The sequence below is a fragment of the Acinetobacter sp. BSP-28 genome (genome assembly GCF_044130285.1).
Lineage (GTDB): Bacteria > Pseudomonadota > Gammaproteobacteria > Pseudomonadales > Moraxellaceae > Acinetobacter.
The window spans coordinates 12187-31655 of record NZ_JBIQOB010000030.1 but is presented as its reverse complement, the minus strand read 5'-3'; the positions used below and the strand labels follow the sequence as shown (position 1 = coordinate 31655).

General features: G+C 39.0%; 13 protein-coding genes. 9 read left to right on the top strand and 4 right to left on the bottom strand.

Annotation, left to right across the window (positions count from 1 at the left end):
* Positions 1-172 precede the first annotated feature (172 nt).
* On the top strand, positions 173-646 hold the full coding sequence (locus ACE01R_RS16205; RefSeq protein WP_395552541.1) for a hypothetical protein: 474 nt from the start codon (positions 173-175) through the stop codon (positions 644-646).
* A gap of 506 nt (positions 647-1152) precedes the next feature.
* On the opposite strand, the gene ACE01R_RS16200 is transcribed toward ACE01R_RS16205, so the two are convergent.
* Positions 1153-1479 carry a pyrimidine/purine nucleoside phosphorylase gene (locus ACE01R_RS16200; protein ID WP_395552540.1) on the bottom strand — a complete coding sequence of 109 codons (327 nt, stop codon included), beginning with the start codon at positions 1477-1479 and terminating at the stop codon, positions 1153-1155.
* 587 nt (positions 1480-2066) lie between these two features.
* Between ACE01R_RS16200 and ACE01R_RS16195 the strand changes: the two genes are divergently transcribed.
* Entirely contained in the window at positions 2067-2642 is a 576-nt protein-coding gene (locus ACE01R_RS16195; protein WP_395552539.1) for a DedA family protein, read from the top strand.
* A 52-nt stretch (positions 2643-2694) separates the two neighbouring features.
* Here the strand turns inward: ACE01R_RS16195 and coq7 are convergent, their stop codons facing one another.
* Positions 2695-3330 (bottom strand): 2-polyprenyl-3-methyl-6-methoxy-1,4-benzoquinone monooxygenase, encoded by a 636-nt coding sequence (gene coq7, locus ACE01R_RS16190; RefSeq protein ID WP_395552538.1) that lies wholly within the window; start codon positions 3328-3330, stop codon positions 2695-2697.
* Positions 3331-3334: 4 nt separating this feature from the next.
* Positions 3335-4657 (bottom strand): MFS transporter, encoded by a 1323-nt coding sequence (locus ACE01R_RS16185; RefSeq protein ID WP_395552537.1) that lies wholly within the window; start codon positions 4655-4657, stop codon positions 3335-3337.
* Between the two features lie 177 nt (positions 4658-4834).
* On the opposite strand from ACE01R_RS16185, the gene ACE01R_RS16180 reads away from it, so the two are divergent.
* From ACE01R_RS16180 to ACE01R_RS16170, 3 genes are all read left to right on the top strand, one after another.
* Positions 4835-7561, top strand: coding sequence for an autotransporter assembly complex family protein (locus ACE01R_RS16180; RefSeq protein WP_395552536.1), 2727 nt, complete (start codon positions 4835-4837; stop codon positions 7559-7561).
* 22 nt (positions 7562-7583) lie between these two features.
* Positions 7584-12098, top strand: a complete 4515-nt coding sequence (locus ACE01R_RS16175) for a translocation/assembly module TamB domain-containing protein (RefSeq protein WP_395552535.1) — start codon at positions 7584-7586, stop codon at positions 12096-12098.
* A gap of 256 nt (positions 12099-12354) precedes the next feature.
* Positions 12355-12555 carry a hypothetical protein gene (locus ACE01R_RS16170; RefSeq protein ID WP_395552534.1) on the top strand — a complete coding sequence of 67 codons (201 nt, stop codon included), beginning with the start codon at positions 12355-12357 and terminating at the stop codon, positions 12553-12555.
* Between the two features lie 266 nt (positions 12556-12821).
* On the opposite strand, the gene ACE01R_RS16165 is transcribed toward ACE01R_RS16170, so the two are convergent.
* Positions 12822-13031: a cold-shock protein gene (locus tag ACE01R_RS16165; RefSeq protein ID WP_086175076.1), complete on the bottom strand. Its 210-nt coding sequence runs from the start codon at positions 13029-13031 to the stop codon at positions 12822-12824.
* Positions 13032-13484: 453 nt separating this feature from the next.
* On the opposite strand from ACE01R_RS16165, the gene ACE01R_RS16160 reads away from it, so the two are divergent.
* The 4 genes from ACE01R_RS16160 to ACE01R_RS16145 all read left to right on the top strand — a co-directional run bounded on the left by ACE01R_RS16160 (position 13485) and on the right by ACE01R_RS16145 (position 19378).
* Positions 13485-13844: a hypothetical protein gene (locus ACE01R_RS16160; RefSeq protein ID WP_395552533.1), complete on the top strand. Its 360-nt coding sequence runs from the start codon at positions 13485-13487 to the stop codon at positions 13842-13844.
* Between the two features lie 146 nt (positions 13845-13990).
* Entirely contained in the window at positions 13991-14263 is a 273-nt protein-coding gene (locus ACE01R_RS16155) for a hypothetical protein (RefSeq protein WP_395552532.1), read from the top strand.
* 295 nt (positions 14264-14558) lie between these two features.
* Complete coding sequence (locus tag ACE01R_RS16150) at positions 14559-17198, top strand: bifunctional aconitate hydratase 2/2-methylisocitrate dehydratase (protein ID WP_395552531.1); 2640 nt, start codon at positions 14559-14561, stop codon at positions 17196-17198.
* A gap of 62 nt (positions 17199-17260) precedes the next feature.
* The gene (locus ACE01R_RS16145; protein WP_395552530.1) at positions 17261-19378 is read left to right on the top strand and encodes a hypothetical protein; all 2118 of its coding nucleotides are present in this window, start codon (positions 17261-17263) and stop codon (positions 19376-19378) included.
* Positions 19379-19469: the final 91 nt, after the last annotated feature.

The following is a 19469-nucleotide window of genomic DNA, read 5'->3' as shown; positions in this document are numbered from 1 at the left end:
TCCTTGTCAGACATAGTGATCAGCATCTCGATTCATATCCAGTCCATGATGTTGATGCGCATCATAGACCAGACATTTTTATTGGTGAGAATACAGACACTTTAAATGGTTTCTAACATTTTTATTTCGCATAACGTGTATTATGTTAATTTTAGGAAAGCTTAAGGATAAAATGACAGAAAAGAATCGCATCGAAATTGGTACAAAAGAATTTTCTTTTACTATTCTTAATATCAATCCTCAAAAGAACCTTGTATCTCTCACAATGAATATTAATGGAATTTCATTTGGGACATTAGATTCACCAACATATATGCCTAGTTTTATTGGAGATTTGAGAAAATTACTGCAATCATCTTCCCACAAAAACTATAATCTAACTACAGAAAACTTTTTAGAAAATCTCTGCATAAATCATGATCTTGGTGACTATTACCACTTAACTTTAGAAGAAACTTTTGACGATTTTTCAAAGATTGGCGTAAGAAATCAAGAATCCATTTTTTTCTTATTTAAGTTGCATGAAAATCCATTTTTTACATATCCAAACTTAAGTGAAAATATTATATATGCTGAACATGTAACAATTAATTCAGTTGAATATGCTCTAAAAAAGTTAATGGATTATCTAGAAACACTTCCCTAAAACTGCACGTATTTAACATAATGGGCATTATACAAAATGCATTTTTAATATTAATTTAAGATCAGTATCTGATATTAACTAATACCCTCTGGAACGATCTCGTTCACCCAACTTAGAAAAAAGTCGGTTTTTTTATGGGCATTTTTGATACTTTTTGTCAATAAATACGATTAATTTTTAATCAAAATGAAATTTTTCAATATTTCTGGTCTTTCCGATGCAAAAGTTATACCTAATTTCTGTGGATAAATGCGGGTGATTTTTAATCGGCTTTGTACATATTTGCTCACATGAATTTAAGGTTATAGCTTCTGTTCAGAATACTGGAAATTTCATATGATGAGTTCAACAAGAACAGGAAGTTCTGCAAAAAATAACAATAGACAAGCACAAGGACCGTCAGGTACGACAGGAGTTATACCGAGCTAACCCATACGAAAAAGCCCGACAGGATGTCGGGCTTTTTTATTGTGGTTTAATTACACGGTAATGCAGTGCAGCTCATCTTAACGGTCTTCCAGATGGCAAACATAATCGATAATGTCATCTGTGATGATTGTAAATTGGGTCTTTTTAGGAACATAAAAAGATTCACCCGCATAATAGGTTTGGCTCTGTGGATTGTTGCCAATTTGAACCAGACATTTGCCTGAAACGATTTCTATACGCTCAGCAACTAGGGTTTCAAAAACAAGAGGATGTTCTGTGGGAAGAATCACACCTATTGTTTTTTTGGTTCCATCTTTCAACTTAATCACATGACTGACTGAACACCCATCAAAATGGACATTGGATTTTTTTGTGACAGAAACAAAATTGAACTGGGTAGACATACCTTGCTCCTTAATTATTTGTTTGTTGGTTTTTTTGTTTATGCTTATTTTTATTTTTATTTTTATTTTTATTTTTATTAAGCATACGAATGAATATTTTTATATGATTTGATCATCGTATTGGACAAATTGTACAAGAATGAAAGTGTCATACGGCGCTATAAAAGCTTATTTATACCCATAAAATTTTAGACAAGTGTTGTAAGTTAAAACTTACAAAAAAACAGGTCGATTTCTGATATTTTGGGGTCAATTATCTTGAAGGATAAAAGCTCTTTAAAAACAGATTTTTGTAGACGAATAAAATATAGCTTAATAAAACAATCAAATTTACAGAAGAAATATCAAGCCTACTCATTGAGGTGAAATAGCAATATATTCGAAGTTAAAAGGGTGAGTATGAATAAACAATGCCTCAGCTAATCGATCAACCTAAAAACAAAAATATTGATGGAATGATACAAACAGCGAAGTCCACTTTATTGTACTGATGAAATATAAATGCTTAAAAAAGCAACCAGATTTATCTTTGAAATGAATAGGAATCTGTCGAAGATAGAAAAACTGTTATCAGACACATTAAAAAAATGATGAACTGGACTGATCTGTTGCAACATTATGGTTATTTTGCCATTTTTATCGGTACCTTCTTTGAAGGTGAAACTGTCCTGATCCTCGGTGCCTATGCTGTGCATCAGCATATTTTCCATTTTTGGCTGCTCATTATGGTCGCGATGGTGGGTGGTTTTATTGGAGATCAATTTTACTATCAAATAGGCATGCGTTATGGTCAGAAAATCATACAAAGCAAGCCGCAACTGGCGCAAAAATTTGCTCAGGCCAGCAGAGTAATTGACAATTATCCCGTTCTGACCATTTTATTGATGCGATTTGCGTGGGGACTTAGAACCATTTTACCCATCTCGATCGGAATTAAAGCTTATCCAGTGGGGAAATATATCCTGATTAATCTGCTTGCCTGTTTTATCTGGGCCTTTGTAATTGTCAGTGTGGGGCTGCAGATTAGTCACTGGTTACATGTATTGTGGGAAAAAATATTACCGTATCATCATGATCTTTATATCGTTCTTTCCGTTGTGGCCTGTATTGTACTGGCTAGGATTATTTATGCACTGCTTATTCAGTATAAACATTCGGCTTAAATAGACATAAAAAAGCCCACCTTAAAGTGAGCTTTAATGATGAATCTTTCAATTAAATATAGTAACTGGTCTTGGTCATCAGTTTGGAAATTGCCGTCATGGTAATACGTACCGGGACAGGTAAATCTACACCACCTGCATTCAGTGCAGTATCTCGATGGTGCAACTCATCTTCATTCATTTGCACCAATATTTTACGTGAACGTTCATCTTGTTCAGGCAGTTGGCTGATGTGATGCTGTAAATGCAGACTAACTTGACGTTCAGTTTCAGCAACAAAACCAAGGCTATATTTATCACCAGCAATACCAGCGATAGCACCCATCCCAAAAGACAGGCCATACCAAACCGGATTGAGCAAACTGGTATGGCTATCCAGCTCTTTTAAGCGGTCTTCACACCAAGCCAAATGATCTTGTTCTTCAATCGCAGCTTGTTCCATTTCACGGCGTACATTGGGGAGTTTTGCAGTTAGTGCCTGACCATGATAAAGCGCTTGTGCGCATACTTCACCACTATGATTGACCCGCATCAAACCGGCAACATGGCGTGCTTCACTGACACCAAGTTGAGTTTCAACAGCACTACCCGGATTTTCACGATGTGCAGAGGTTGTTCCCGGAACCAAACTGCGTAGTGCCTGGTCAAATGAATGAATAAATTTGTCGATACCGGTATATTGGCGCATAAAATTAATCCTCTAAAGCATCTTGTTGCTGTGCTGCAAGCATGGGCTTGAGTCTAAACAAGAGCCATGTAGTGAAAATAGCGCTTAGAATCGCTGTAATACTAAAAAGTATTTTAATATCAATCTTAAATATACTTAAGATGATAATGGAGAATATTGCAGAGGATACCATGAATACGGCATTAAGAATGTTGTTTGCGGCAACCACACGGGCACGATGTGATTGTGGCGAAAAGGCCTGCATCATGGCGTATAGAGGGACGATATAAAAACCGCCACTAATGCCGAGCAATGTCACAGCAAGCATGACATGATAATAACTCCCGCCTTGGGTAAATACATCTTTTAGACCGAGCATGTCACCTGTACGTTCAGGAACAAAAGCCAGACTGGCTGCCAAATATAGAGCAAAGAGGGTTAGGCCAATTGCACCAATAGGAACCATCTTCAAATTGACTTCTGTACCGCCAATTCTGCGGCACAATAATGAACCTACGCCAATTCCGACCGAGAAAAAGGTCAACAGTAAGCTGACCACGTTTTCAGAGGCATGCAGGTTTTGTTGAGTAAGCTGCGGAATTTGAGTGAGATAGGTCGCTCCATAAAACCAGTACCAGGAATTGCCCAATAAAATGAGAAATACGATTGGTAAACTTTTGGCATAGCCTATAGTTTGAAAGCTGGTTCTAAAAAAGTTCCAGTCAATTTTTACATCAGGTGCAGTTACTTTTTGCTCTAATACAAAACGACTGGAAAAATATCCCAGTAAGGCAATGGTCACAACCGTTAAGCTAATCCACAACAGATTGCCGTCTGAAGCGGAAATCACGGCACCGCCTAAAATCATCCCCACTAGAATGGCAATCGAGGTGCCCGACTGAAATAAGGCATTTCCCGACATCAGTTCATTGGGCTTTAAAATTTCTGGCAAAATGGCATATTTGATTGGACCGAAGAAGGTCGAGTGAGTGCCCATTAAAAATAAAGCCAATAATAAAAGCCATAAATGACCGAGCAAAAAGCCAGCAGACCCAATCAGCATAATCACAATTTCAAGAATCTTGATTCCGCGAACCAGTTGTGAGCGCTCGTATTTATCGGCAATCTGTCCGGCTGTGGCAGAGAAGATGAAATAGGGTAAAATAAACAATAAGGCCGCAAGGTTATTGAGAGTGCTTACACTGGCAGTTTGCTGATTAATCCAACCATAGGTAATGACCAGTAACAAGGCTTGTTTATAGACGTTGTCATTCAGTGCCCCGAAAAATTGAGTGACAAACATCGGCAAAAACCGGCGTGTACCTAAGAGATGTTCATTTTTTTCCATGGTTTGTGGACTTCATTAAGTTTTATTAAGAAATGTGAGCATTTGGTAAAACACTATAAAAATCATGTATGATGTTTTCAACCTATACTTTTTGGAAAATTCCAATAGATTTGAGTTTGTTAGCGAGCTTTCATTGGGCATTTCCATTACAAATATTATATGAGTTTAGAGTTTTTTATGCTTTCAAAACTGAATTTTAAAAAGTCGACACTTACTTTAAGTGTCAATTCCATTTTACAGTGGAACAATGAGCATAAACGATTCGGCCTCAGTATTTTATTCATGTTACTGGCTCAACAGAGTTTTGCACAAGTTACTCAGCCAAATAGCCCATTCACTGAAGCAGAATTTCAACAGGAACTCAAGAATGAAGCTGTTAAGCAGGGTATGGGCAGCAATGCAGAGCTGGAAAAACTAGAAAACATTCAACAAAGCCCGACTGAACCTGATAGCTTGCAAATGCTGGAGCAGCAAGAGCAGGCAACACAGCCTCTGGAAGAATTCAAGCCGATTGAATTTGAGGATCTGGAAGAATTGCCGATTACACCTGTCAGCGCAGAAATGGCAAATGAAATTTTTCGTGTGGCTGAAGAGGCGAAACAGGAAGCTCAACAATACCGTGCGGGTCAGGGTACTGAAGCGGTAGTTTCTGATGCAACGCAACAGGAACTGGTTGAAATCAATCAGGCACCGGTAAATATTGATCAGCTGATGTCGAATATTCAGGCAGATAGCCAGATTGTGGTCGAAGCTAATGAAGCGGGTAAAACCTTACCTGAACTGGCGCCGACTGACGAAATTGAAGAGCCCAACTTCTTTAAACGCTGGTTATATAAAATACGTCCGCCGCGTCAGTTCAATACTGCCAAGCTGGATCGTATCAGTGCCGATGTGATTATTGTCCCTACATCAAACACTAGCGACGTTTCAGCTAAAGCGTATGCTCAGGCAACGGAAAATCTGAAAGAAAATCTCAGGGCTAAACTTTCCAGTTTCACGAAGGAATCATTTAGTGATTTCCCTTCTGCATTGCCACAACTGAGAACATTGTCGAATCAAGCAGCGCAGGCTATGGGTTTTTATAATGCCGAATTTAAATTCGAGAAACTCAGTGAAAGTCGTGTTCGGGTCAGAGTTACTGCAAATGCACCGGTACAAATCAAAGAACAGAATATTGAATTTAGTGGTGCAGGGGAAAATCAGCCCCAGTTCCAGGTGATCCGGCTTTTACCTGAACAGGAAGTGGGTGACATTTTCAATCACGGTTTATACGAAAAAACTAAAACCCGCATTAGCGATGCAGCCTCCAATAACGGTTACTTTGACAGCTATTGGCGTCTGCATGATGTAAAAGTAGCCCAGCCGCAAAATACTGCCGATGTGAATCTGCGTTATGAAACAGGCGAACGCTATAAGTTAGGTCCGGTCGAATTCCGCATGAGTGATCCATCGCAGCCATTCCCGATTGACATAGATGTCTTGCAAAGCATGGTTTCCTGGGAAGAGGGTGCCGATTATACTTTCTGGCGGGTTAATGGCCTAGCCAATAACCTGACCAACTCGCGTTATTTTAACTACACCCTGGTGGATGCAATCCACCCGGATCCAATTGAAAAAGGGCTGGAACTGCCACCAGATATTCAGGCTTTGGTCGATCAGCAAAAAATATCTGAAAGTGAAGCGACGGTTCAGGATACAAAACGGGTCGCTTCCGCCAAAGAAGTGACGCAATCGGTCGTGGATGAAACCCAGTTTGCCGGTAAAGGTGAAACTGAAGGTAACGAAAATCTGCGTCAAATGCGTGCACAGCAGGAAACTAAAGAATCGGAAGAAGATCGTTTAAAAGTTCAGGCACGTGTAGACAAGAAGATTCCGGTGATCGTGACTTTAAATGCCGACCGTTTAAATAGTGCAGAGTTGGGTGCTGGTTATGGTTCAGATACAGGAGCACGATTACGTGGTCAGTACCGCCGTGCCATTGTTAACCGCCGTGGACATTCCTTTGATGCCAACATGGAAGTTTCTCAAATTCGCCAGTCTATAGATGGGCGTTATAATATTCCCTATCATCATCCCATCAATGACTACATCAGTATTGTTGGTGGTTATGAGCGTGAAGAACGTGATGATGTGGCACAGGGTAACAACCTGATGATTGAATCTGCGGTGGCCGGTGTTGACAGAATTATTAAAAGACCGCGTGGTAGCTGGCAACATACTTTTGGTCTACGTTATCGTTTAGACCAGATTTCCCAAGAAGGGATTATTGATGCGAATGAAATTCCGGATGCCTTTATTGCCAATTCGAATGACCAGCAGCAATCTTTATTGGTTGGTTATGAAGCATCACGTACCACCAGTGATAAACGTGTCAATCCGGGTAAAGGCTTTAAGCAGACCTATAAAGTAGAACTTGGCAGTGAATCATTATTGTCCGATGCCGATATGGCCATTCTAAATGCAGGCTGGCGTTTTATTTATTCATTAGGTGAAAATGATAATCATCAGTTTATCGGGCGTGGTGATTTAGGTTATATCTTGACTCAAGACTTTAGCAAGGTGCCTTATAACCTGCGTTACTTTACCGGTGGTGACCAGACAGTACGCGGTTTCGACTATAAAAGTTTATCGCCAGAAGAAAATGGATTTAAAATCGGTGGTCAGGCCTTGGCTGTCGGATCTCTTGAATACAATTATCAATTTAAAGAAGGCTGGCGTGCAGCCATTTTTAGTGATGTTGGTAATGCTTACGATAAAGATTTCAATACGCCTACTGCATATAGTGTGGGCTTTGGGCTTCGCTGGGCATCGCCAATTGGCCCGATTCGTGTAGATGTGGCTTCAGGTATTTCTGATGACAATCATCCAATTCGTCTGCATTTCTTTATTGGTTCACAATTATAAATCCTAGTTTTTAGAGAGTATTATGGCTGAAGTAGAACAGCAACCAGAGACGGAAACACCTAGACCGAAAAAGCGTCGGATTTTAAGGAGTGTGCTGTTCACACTGCTTATCGTGTTTGTCTTGCTGATTGCTTCTTTCGCCGTGATGTTTAGTACCGATAAAGGCAGCAAATTCTTACTGGACCGTGTTTTAGAGCGTCAGCAAATTATTCATTATGAATATGAAGGCGGCAATCTGTTAAGCGGCATTATCCTCAAAAACATTTTAGTCACGCTAAAACCTGTTGACGTTAAAATTGACCGTGCCGATGTTACCCTGGGCTGGCGTGCCATCCTTAAAAAAGAAATTCATCTGAATCGTGCCGATGTGCGCAATCTGCAAATTATTACCAAACATCCACCGAGTGATAAACCGTTTAAATTTAATGAAATCCGTTTGCCCTTCATTTTGCGTCTAGACACGGCAGATGTCGATCATCTGCTCATTAAAACCGCTTCGGCAAGTGTCAAGTTTCACGATATACACCTGAATGAAGCACTCTGGTCAGGTACTGAATTGAAGTTTGAAGATTCCCGGATGGATATGGGCTACCTTTCGGTGAAAAATGCCACGGGGAACATGAAGTTTGAAGGGAAATATCCTTTAAATGCCGTGGGTGATCTAAATCTGCCCTCATTAAACAAAAGCCTGAATATTCATGATATTAAAGTTGTGGCAACAGGATCTTTAGACACTATTCAGGCAGGCGTGGCGACCAATACCCCGGACTTGTTGACCGGTTGGGTGGTACTGCATCCGGTACGTAAACATGTGCCAATGTTTGGTGAGTTAAAGTTTAAAAAATACCATTGGCCATTGCTGACAGAACAAAAGCTATATACCAAGAATGGCGTGGCCAAATTTAATGGTGATATTCAGCGTTTAAATATTGACGCGATCACTGATTTAAGCGGCAAAAATATCCCGCAAGGTCAATATAGCGGTAGCATGCATACCGACTTGGTGCATCAGCTCGACATCAGCAATTTAAATGGCCAGCTCATGAATGGCGCCGTAAATGTTGCAGGTGTGGTGAGCTGGAAAGATCATGTCTCTTGGGATATGAATGGCCGTGTCGATAAAATCAATCCCAAAGACAAACTGATTCCACAAATCATTCAGGATTTCTTGCCGCCAAGCCTGGATGCCAAAATTGCCTCTAAAGGTCGTTTGCAAGATGGCTTACATTTAACCGCATTGGTGGATTTTGACCGCTACGAAACATGGAACTTGAAACTCGATCAGGCTGAGCAAAAAGGCAAAAAACCAAATCCGATGCTGCTGAATGTGGCCTGGCAAAATATTGATCGCGCCGTGCCTTATGTAGGCTGGTTAAGCAGTAAATCGGGCGACGTAAAATTGGCGTTGGTTGAAGGCAAGCAGGATATTCATGTCGCCACGGCGGTGACCAAAAATGATAAGGGCTGGTTGCCTGAAGGTCTGTATACCGCTCAGCTTAATTTCAAAAATAATGATTTAAATATCCCAAGTTTTAGTTATGTGGCGGGTAAAGGCAGTTTAACTGGTAGTGCAAAAGTAGATTTGCCGACCAAAAAGCGTCAATTGAAATGGAATGCCATTCTCAATGCCAAAGATTTTAATCCGCAAACAGTTACAGATGCTGCACCGGTGAATTTGCTTAATGGGCAGGTGAAAGCCAATGGTTTTGCCAAACCGAATCAGCAGATTATCCATCTGAATGCGATTAATTTAACCGGGCGTCTGGCGCAGCAAAATAATAATGAAACGGTACGTTTAACCGGTCGTAGTACGGCAGCTATTTTGTTTAATGATCAAAAAGCGGGTGGCGCGTTTAAAAGTTTTGCCGTCAATTATGATGGGGCACTCAATGCCAGTCAGATTCCCGCCAGCGAAGGTATGCTCAAGTTTAAGATCTCCGGAACACCCGAACTGATTAAAGTGGATGAACTGAAACATTCAGGCATCGCCGGAAAAATTTATGCCAGTGGTCTGGTTCATCTTGAAAATGGTTTGGGCTGGAATATCAATGCATCCCTGGTGCGTTTTAAACCGCATTATTTTGTCTCGTTTGTGCGCGGTGAATTATCTGGTAGCGTGAAAACTGAAGGAGTTTGGTCTGATAGCTTAAAACGTATTAATATCCAGAAACTGAATCTAGCCGGTATGATCAACAACAAACCTGTTCGCGGAACAGGTAATCTGGCTATGGTGATCGATTCCAAACAAAAAGGTTTCTTGCCTCAGCAATTTGAAGCAAATAACCTCTATCTTTCTTATGCAAAAAATCAGCTTCAAGCCACAGGGAATGCCCAGAACTTAAGACTGAAAATCAATGCACCAGCCTTGTATGAAATTTACAGTGGACTTCGTGGCCGTGCTTATGGCTATTTAAATGTGCAATCACAACCACGTTTGCAAGCGACTGCCAATCTGGCTGTAGATGATTTTGGTTTTAATCAGTTATTCAGTGTTAAAAAATTACGTGTACAAGGGGAGCTGCCGACTTCTGAATCGACCCCGACCTTGATGACTGCGAAAATGGAAAACTTGCGCAGTGGTACGCGTGAGATTCAGCAGGGGGAAATTTCACTGGCTGGAACGCGTAAAGCGCATATATTGAGAGTACAGGCACAAAACAGACTGTCTAAATTTTATGTGCAACTGGCAGGTGGTTTTAATGCACAGAATGACTGGTTGGGACAAATCCAGAAGGGTGATTTTGACTCCTTGCGCGCACGTTTGGTACAACGCCAAAATGCATCTGTGATTTACAGTTCGGTCAAATCTGAATTATTTATCGGAGCACATTGCTGGTCGAGTCAGCAAAGCCAGTTGTGTTTTGATCAACCGATACGGGTCAGCAAAACCAGAGGCAATGTTTCGTTCATTACCCAAAATGTCGATTTAAATGACTTTGCTGCCTTTATGCCAGAAGGTCTGGAAATTACCGGTAAGGTCAATGGCTATACCAAAGCAGCCTGGGCACAAGGCAGCAAGCCAAAAATTGATGCCAGACTGGTTAGCCGTAATGGCGTGATTGGGCTGGCAGCTGAAGATCCACAAGATATAGGATCTACACTTAAATATAATGAAATTGCTGTGGTGGCAAAAAGTATTGCTGCGGGTTTACAGGTTCGTTTAGATGTTAAAACTCCTGAAATTGGTACTGGTTATGCCAATGTCATTATCGACCCTTATAAAGACAGGATGCCGATGCGCGGTGAGATTGCCTTCGATCAGGTACAACTGAAAGTCTTTAAACCGTTTATTCAGGATGTCCGTTCTCTGGCTGGCAACTTATCTTTTGCTGGAAAAATTAGCGGTACTTTAACGCAGCCTTTATTGAACGGTGAAATGCGCCTGAAAGATGGTGCGATCAGCATGATTTCCTTGCCGGTGAATTTAACCAATATTCAAGTCTATTCTTCTATTCGCCAAGATCACGCCACCATTAACGGTGCATTTAATAGTGGTCAAGGTGCTGGTGCATTGACCGGCAGTGTAAACTGGGAAGATGATCCTCGCATTCAGTTGCGTTTAAAAGGTGAAAACCTGCTTATGCGTCAGGCACCGTTAATAACCGCCGTGGTTACGCCGGATTTGTCTTTAGATGTGTTGCCATTTAAGAAAAAACTGACCTTAAGCGGTAAGGTGGATGTGCCGCGTGCCTTAATTTCGATGCCTGAAGCTTCCGCGCCAGTGGTCAATGTATCTTCAGATGTACGTATTGTGCATGAAGGACAAGACCAGCTGGCCATATTAAGGGCAGCCCGACCTTGGGATATCCGTGCCGATGTCATGGTGAATTTAGGTAGTCAGGTGATTTTCCAGGGCTTTGATAGTCGTATTCCACTGGCCGGACGGTTGTATCTTTCACAACGTGGACTTGAAACCGCCATGCGTGCTAATGGTGCAATTGGGGTCAGTCAACGGGTAAAAATTGAAGCGTATGGACAAAGCCTGGATTTGAATCGTGCGATTGCACGTTTTAACGGTCCTTTATATAACCCCACCTTGGATATCGATGCCAATAAGACAGTACAAGGTAGCCTGGTTGGGGTGCGTGTAACAGGTACAGCAACCAGTCCGAATATTCAGGTCTATAACGATGCAGGTTTATCTGAACAGGAAGCTTTAAATGCCATTATCACCGGTCGTATTAATGAAGGGGCTAGTGGTATTAGTCAGGAAGCGGGCTTTAAATCCGATGTCAACAATACCATTGCTGCTGCCGGAATCAGTATGGGCTTAGGCGGTACACGCGCGCTGACCAACCAGATTGGACGTACTTTTGGTCTGAGTGGTCTGGCGCTGGATGCACAGGGAATGGGAGATGATACTCAGGTCAGTGTGACAGGTTATATTACACCGGATCTGTTCATCCGTTATGGTGTAGGGGTGTTTACACCGGTGAATAAATTGACCTTGCGTTATCAAATGAATAAACGTTTATATCTGGAAGCGAGTCAATCACTCGAACGTGCGATCGACGTATTCTATAACTGGCGCTTCTAATGGCTTTAGAGTATATATTTTCAACTATTTGTTATATATAAATTTTATCAAGATCGGTTTACATTGCTTTTAGCAGTGTAGACTATAGGTAGACTGTTGCGTCATTTTGGACTTAAAGACAAGTGAAGCATTTGTGGTTTTAGCCACAACCAAATATCTCATAATGAGTTACACAAATAAGGATAGTTCACTATTGAATAACACTGTCGAATGTTTGAGCATGATATTTTATTGATCAAATAAGTGATGGATCGCCATGATAGATGAAGAAAAGCCTTTAGATTTTGATGACGATGATGAGCCTCAAGATTTCGAAGATGAAGAATTTATCGACGATAAGAAAGAAGACGAGATGTACAACGCTATTACTAAAGATGGCTCAAGTGTTGACCCTGCAGATGATGGAACTCGTCATATTCGACCTGAAGATGGGGCTCCGATAGAAGTTGAAGAGTGAAGAATAGCCCAATTCAATATTGGGCTATTTATTGCCTATGATTTGGACATAAATGAAACCACATTTCTAATTTACTCCCATTCTGACCCCGGCAATGAATTAGCAACATGCAGCATTGAAACTAAAATAAATGAACTGGTAGGTTAGTTGTTGAGCAAAATTCCATAATATAAAAAATCAGTGTTTTATAAAGCCAAAAAAAAAGCGAGAGTTTAACTCTCGCTTTTTTTAAATCCTGCTTGCAGTAGGCAAGCGTGATTTTAAAATTATAGTGCTACGATGTTTACAGCATTTGGGCCTTTTTGACCTTGAGCGATGCTGAATTCAACTTGTTGGCCTTCAGCCAATGTTTTGAAGCCATTGCCAGTGATTTCGCTGAAATGAGCGAAAACGTCAGGACCATTTTCTTGTTGAATAAAACCAAAACCTTTAGTTTCGTTAAACCACTTAACAGTACCTTTTACAGTATTAGACATAATAAAATCCTTAAAAAATATTTTTTAGCTTATTGAAAAGCAAGATAATTTAACTTGAAAAGAAGAATGGAACTTTAAATCTGAAAAACGAAGGATTATGACTAAAACTGCGAAATACAAAAAGATTTACCAGAACAAACTATTTTTCTAGTCGCCTTTAAGCATACAGTTATGTTTGAGCTTATGCAAATAAATAGCTTACCTATCGCTGTTTTTTATAGCTGAAATTTGTAACTTACTCTTTCTATTAAGTGTCACTCATGATTTAAAAGTTGGTGACTTAAAAATAAATAGATGCAATTCAAAGTCTTTTTTAAACATCTTAACTTAAAATTGAGTATATCTTTTTATGCTCTTCATTTTAGTCCGTTCATGATTTTTTGAATATCTTGCCCCTATAGTTTCGTATTTTTCTTAACTTTGATTATGATAGGGCGCAACAGGAGAACATTGATGAAAAAGTTATTCACTTTGATGGCATTGGTTGCTTTAGTGGGCTGTGCTGAAAAGAAGCCGCTAACACCTGAAGAGCAGTGGAAAGGTTATTGTACAAGTATGGGTAATGCTGCAAACAACATTATGTACGATCGTCAAAATACCATTACCAAAGAGGCTGCTATAGAGCACGCCAACAAGATTGAAGATGAAATCACCAAAACCTTTATTTTGGATATTATTGAACAGGTTTATGCATTTCCATTGGAAGAGATAAATAAAGATCCGGAAGCAAGCCGTAATCAGTTCAAGCAGAAAATTACTGAAAAATGTATTGCGACACCGCATGACAAAATGCCGAATTACAAACCGTTCTAGAGAACGGTTTTTTTATGTGGATTATTCATAAAATAGCCTAAGCAAATTAAAAAATAAATTGTGACATTTGCTTAATCAAAAATATAGAAAAGCTTATCTTGTTACTGAATAATGAAATCAAGAACGATAACGATAGGAGCAGTAATATGGATGTGATCGGCTACTTACATCATGAGGATTTGCTCTTGGAAGATGAGCATGGTGTTGCAATCATTGGTGGCGGAAATTATGTGCTTAGCGTAGGCGATAAAGTATTTCTACGTAGAAAATTAGAAGGTAATCATCATTCACGATATTTAATCGAAATTTCATTTGCCAGCAATCAGTATCAAGGCTTATTTGAAGATGAATGTGCTCTCAAATTTACCGGGAATCGCGCAGAATTAGCTCAATATTTAACTGCAACCACTGTCCACTAAGGTTGAATATTTTTATAGAAGCAAAAAAGGCAACATAGGGTTGTCTTTTTTATATTTAATGTTCCATTAAAAGTGACTTTTTCATCATCAAAAAGCTTTAAAAGTGAAGGATTTGCTTATTGTGTAATCGATATGGGCATCATTTAGCTACAAAATAATGGGCATCACAAAGAAACACTGTACTTGCATTAACTTTTAACTGGAATTTTAGTAAAATTTAGCAGTCCATATTATTTGCGAAGCTTTGAATAAGCTGGAATTCGTAAATAATTTTTTAAAAAAGAGGAATAACACCGTGCTAGAAGCTTACCGCCAACACGTTGAAGAACGTGCCGCACTCGGAGTCCCACCGAAGCCACTTGACGATGCTCAAACAGCTGACTTGGTTGAGCTATTAAAAAACCCACCAGCTGGAGAAGAAGCATTTTTAGTTGATTTGCTTGAAAACCGTGTTCCTGCAGGTGTTGACCAAGCTGCTTATGTTAAAGCTGCTTTCTTGGCTGCTGTGGCAAAAGGTGAAGCAACTTCTCCACTAGTTTCAAAAGAACGTGCGGTTTACTTACTAGGTACTATGCTTGGTGGTTATAACGTAGCACCTTTAGTTACTTTACTTGACGATGCTGAGCTTGCAGAACTTGCTGCTGAAGCATTGAAAAAAACATTGTTAGTATTTGATGCATTCCATGACGTAGCTGATAAAGCAAAAGCGGGCAATGCCAATGCACAAGCTGTTCTTCAATCTTGGGCTGATGCTGAATGGTTCACTAGCCGTAAAGATGTTCCTGAAGAAATCAAATTAACTGTATTCAAAGTTACTGGTGAAACTAACACTGATGACTTGTCTCCAGCTCAAGACGCTTGGAGCCGTCCAGACATCCCATTACATGCAAATGCGATGTTGAAAAACGTACGTGACGGTATCAACCCAGAAGTTCCTGGTGAAGTTGGTCCATTAAACCAAATCAAAGAACTCATCGCGAAAGGCAACCAAGTTGCTTACGTTGGTGACGTTGTTGGTACAGGTTCTTCTCGTAAATCTGCAACTAACTCTGTACTTTGGTTCTTCGGTGATGACATCGCTCACATCCCGAACAAAAAAGACGGTGGTTACTGCCTAGGTTCTAAAATCGCTCCGATTTTCTTCAACACTATGGAAGATGCTGGTGCGTTACCGATCGAGATCGACGTTGCTAACATGAACATGGGCGACGAAATCGTTCTTAACATCGATCATGCTGCTGCAAAAGTAACTGCTTCTAAAAATGGCGAGCAAATCGCTGAAGCTGAACTTAAAACTCCAGTGCTTCTAGACGAAGTACGTGCTGGTGGCCGTATCAACCTGATCGTTGGTCGTGGTTTGACTGCTAAAGCGCGTGAAGCTTTAGGTCTTGCACCTTCAACTTTATTCCGTACTCCAGTTCAACCTGAGAATACTGGTAAAGGCTTCACTCAAGCTCAAAAAATGGTAGGTCGCGCTTGTGGTCTTCCAGAAGGTCAAGGTGTTCGTCCAGGTACTTACTGCGAACCTAAAATGACGACTGTTGGTTCTCAAGATACAACTGGTCCGATGACTCGTGACGAATTGAAAGACTTGGCTTGCCTAGGCTTCTCTGCTGACCTAGTAATGCAATCTTTCTGTCACACAGCTGCATATCCAAAACCAGTTGACGTTCAAATGCAACACACGCTTCCTGATTTCATCATGAACCGTGGCGGTGTATCTTTACGCCCAGGTGACGGTATTATTCACTCTTGGTTAAACCGTATGCTTCTTCCAGATACAGTTGGTACTGGTGGTGACTCACATACTCGTTTCCCAATTGGTATTTCATTCCCAGCGGGTTCTGGCCTTGTAGCATTCGCTGCAGCTACTGGTGTTATGCCACTAGACATGCCTGAATCTGTACTTGTTAAGTTCAAAGGTAAAATGCAACCTGGTATCACTCTACGTGACCTAGTACATGCAATTCCTTACTATGCAATCCAAGCTGGTGACTTAACTGTAGAGAAAAAAGGTAAGAAAAACATTTTCTCTGGTCGTATCTTAGAAATCGACTTAACAGAAATGGAAACTGACCTTACTGTTGAGCAAGCATTCGAACTTTCTGATGCTTCTGCTGAACGTTCTGCTGCTGGTTGTTCAATCACTCTTTCTGAAGAGAAAGTTGCTGAATACCTCCGTTCTAACATCACTATGTTGAAATGGATGATTTCTCAAGGTTATGGCGATGCGCGTACTATGGCTCGTCGTGTTGAGAACATGGAAAAATGGTTGGCTAATCCATCACTTCTTAAAGCTGATGCAGACGCTGAATACACTAAAGTGTATGAAATCGACCTTGCTGACATTAAAGAACCTGTTCTTTGCTGCCCGAATGACCCAGATGATGCGAAACTTCTTTCTGACGTTCAAGGCGTTAAGATTGACGAAGTATTCGTCGGTTCATGTATGACTAACATCGGTCACTTCCGTGCTGCTGGTAAATTACTTGATAAAGTACCAGGTGGTTCATTGTCTACTCGTTTATGGTTGGCTCCACCAACTCGTATGGACGAGCACCAATTGATGGAAGAAGGTTTCTATAACATTTATGGTAAAGCTGGCGCTCGTACTGAAATGCCAGGTTGTTCATTATGTATGGGTAACCAAGCACGTGTAGCTCCGAACACGACTTGTGTATCTACATCTACTCGTAACTTCCCGAACCGTTTAGGTCAAGGCGCTAATGTTTACTTAGCTTCTGCTGAACTTGCATCTGTTGCTGCTGTACTTGGTAAATTACCAACTCCAGAAGAATATCAACAATATGCAGCTCAAATTGACAGCATGTCTGCTGACATCTATCAATACTTGAACTTCGACAAGATGGGCGAGTATACAGATGCTGCTAAAGACATCGATACCAAGAAAATTGCTGCTGCTCAATTGTCTTAATTTATTGAAAATTAAGCAATAATTGGTATAAGATGAGGGCTGAGTAATCAGCCCTTATTTTTATGAAAAATTATTACGAAGAAAGATTTGAAAGTTTATTTTTAAAATATGGCTCTGAAATTGCAAAAGAAAAAATTGTTAAAGATCTTTTGTATAAAAGTTCACAGCCTAAGACTGGGTCTTATAAAAATAAGTTTGATATGTTTTGGCAATCAAATTTTATTGATTTACTTACCACTGATGATGTCAAAAAAGAAAACTACATTCTCGCTTTAAGTCAATTTATTCGTTATACAATTACAGATGAAAAAATCTGCATTAATTTTTTAAATTGTGATGTTCAGAGTTTTATTTTAGCTGTACGGTACTCTGGGATAATTCTTAGTGCTGAACATTACTCATGGCAAATTTTAAAAGAAATTGATGGTGAGTTAAAGATAGATCTTTTTTCTAATTTTTTAAAAACGGTTAAAAAACTTCAGCAAGAATATAAATATAGAATAGAAGACTACGATGATATAAATAAAAAATTAGATATTGGTCATGTCACAGCGATGATTTTTAGTAGCCTATATGCTTATGAATATTTAGTACCTATAAAAGACTATTTTGAATATTTGCCATATCAGCATGATTTAAATGAAAGGAATTCAGCTGAAACAGTCTGGAAGGCATTTGATGAAATTATAAAAACTTCCAAAAAAAATACTAAAATGCTTACTTATAAATCATTAGCCTTAGCATTGAAATTTAAAATGATGCCATTCCTTGTAGGTGAAGGTATGAATCTTGAGCTACAAGAGCATTATGAATGGTTTAAAAAGCTTGTTGCGATAAAAGTAGAAATTATCAATTATAAAAGGAATGTATTAGAGGCATTTTGCTTTAACTCACAAGTAAATTATAAACTGAAAGATCAAGATTTGATTTATACAAATCCTAAAGAAAAAAATGAACACTGGAATGAAAAAAGTGCATTATTGATGAATTATTGGTTAATAGTTGGGAGTCAAAAATTATTTAATTCCGATTATATTTATAGAATTTTACCCACGGGTGATAATTTAGAGGCAAATGCAATTGCTTTGTCTAAAGCTTATGGTGTGAAAGAAAAATTAAAACAAGTTTATGGAATTGAGTATTTAAAAATTGATAATGTACATTTAGATTTATTTGATGTGATGATGACGCTTTCATTATCACAAGCACATTATTTAAAAGATCATATACACAAATTCGAACAGTTTTTAAGTGATTCAAATTTTAATTTAGAAGCGCTTAGTAAACTTATGATGCATGGTTTTATAATAGGTGAAAATCGTATGCCAATGACATTTGCTTTAGAGAATGATAAATCTAAAAAAATGTCGTCTTGGATTACAGAAGGTAGTAATAATCAAAAAATCAAACAAATGAAGAAAATTCTAAAGTTTTGGAGTTTTGATTTATATGATGAAAATGATCAATCAACTTATATGCAAAAGCCATTTTATCGAATCGATGATTTTATTTTTCAATTTCCGTGGCTTACTGCATTCCAGAATTTAAATACTGCCATGATTAATTATGTGCGTAAATTACATAAGAACCGTCTTGAGTTAAAAAGTGAAACTGATCAAATTGAGCTTAATTTGGCTGAAAAAATGCAGAAGATAGGTTTTAAGGTATTTAGTCAGTATAAGCCGTTAGACAGCAATGCAGGTGAGATTGATTTGGTTGCAATTTATGAGAATCATGTGATTGTAGCAGAAGTGAAATCTACATATATAAGAAGTAGTATTCAAGAAATTTATGAATATAAAAATTTCGTTTTGAATAAAGCAAGTTATCAATTAGATAATAAAGTTGAATATATAAAAAGACACTTTCTAAGTAAGCATTTTGAAGACATTAATGATGTAATTATTCACTCTTGGATTATAGATACAACCTTAGAGTTCGATCATGAATATTTTGGTGATCATTTAAAAGTATCTTTAGATGAAGTCATCATTACATCAAATTGTGAATCTGAATTTATGCAAAAACTTGTTGATGAGCAATTTGATATTGAAAAAGATGAAGTTAAAACTGATCCTATCCAATTTTTAGAATCAATTGAAAAAAATACTTTTTGGTCAAAGCAATTAGATAACTATGATCATTACATGGAAAAGATGCTGAGTAAACTTGCGTCTTGATTGAAGATTAGGATTGTTCTTGGTTAAGCTTTACAGCACTTTCGATAAATTGTTTAATCATGACCTGATTGAGTGTTTTAAAAGTTGATGT

Bases quoted from the DNA above. Each gene is read 5' to 3' on its own strand.
- ACE01R_RS16205 (WP_395552541.1), top strand. From the start codon at position 173: ATGACAGAAAAGAATCGCATCGAAATTGGTACAAAAGAATTTTCTTTT.
- ACE01R_RS16200 (WP_395552540.1), bottom strand. From the start codon at position 1,479: ATGTCTACCCAGTTCAATTTTGTTTCTGTCACAAAAAAATCCAATGTC.
- ACE01R_RS16195 (WP_395552539.1), top strand. From the start codon at position 2,067: ATGATGAACTGGACTGATCTGTTGCAACATTATGGTTATTTTGCCATT.
- coq7 (WP_395552538.1), bottom strand. From the start codon at position 3,330: ATGCGCCAATATACCGGTATCGACAAATTTATTCATTCATTTGACCAG.
- ACE01R_RS16185 (WP_395552537.1), bottom strand. From the start codon at position 4,657: ATGGAAAAAAATGAACATCTCTTAGGTACACGCCGGTTTTTGCCGATG.
- ACE01R_RS16180 (WP_395552536.1), top strand. From the start codon at position 4,835: ATGCTTTCAAAACTGAATTTTAAAAAGTCGACACTTACTTTAAGTGTC.
- ACE01R_RS16175 (WP_395552535.1), top strand. From the start codon at position 7,584: ATGGCTGAAGTAGAACAGCAACCAGAGACGGAAACACCTAGACCGAAA.
- ACE01R_RS16170 (WP_395552534.1), top strand. From the start codon at position 12,355: ATGATAGATGAAGAAAAGCCTTTAGATTTTGATGACGATGATGAGCCT.
- ACE01R_RS16165 (WP_086175076.1), bottom strand. From the start codon at position 13,031: ATGTCTAATACTGTAAAAGGTACTGTTAAGTGGTTTAACGAAACTAAA.
- ACE01R_RS16160 (WP_395552533.1), top strand. From the start codon at position 13,485: ATGAAAAAGTTATTCACTTTGATGGCATTGGTTGCTTTAGTGGGCTGT.
- ACE01R_RS16155 (WP_395552532.1), top strand. From the start codon at position 13,991: ATGGATGTGATCGGCTACTTACATCATGAGGATTTGCTCTTGGAAGAT.
- ACE01R_RS16145 (WP_395552530.1), top strand. From the start codon at position 17,261: ATGAAAAATTATTACGAAGAAAGATTTGAAAGTTTATTTTTAAAATAT.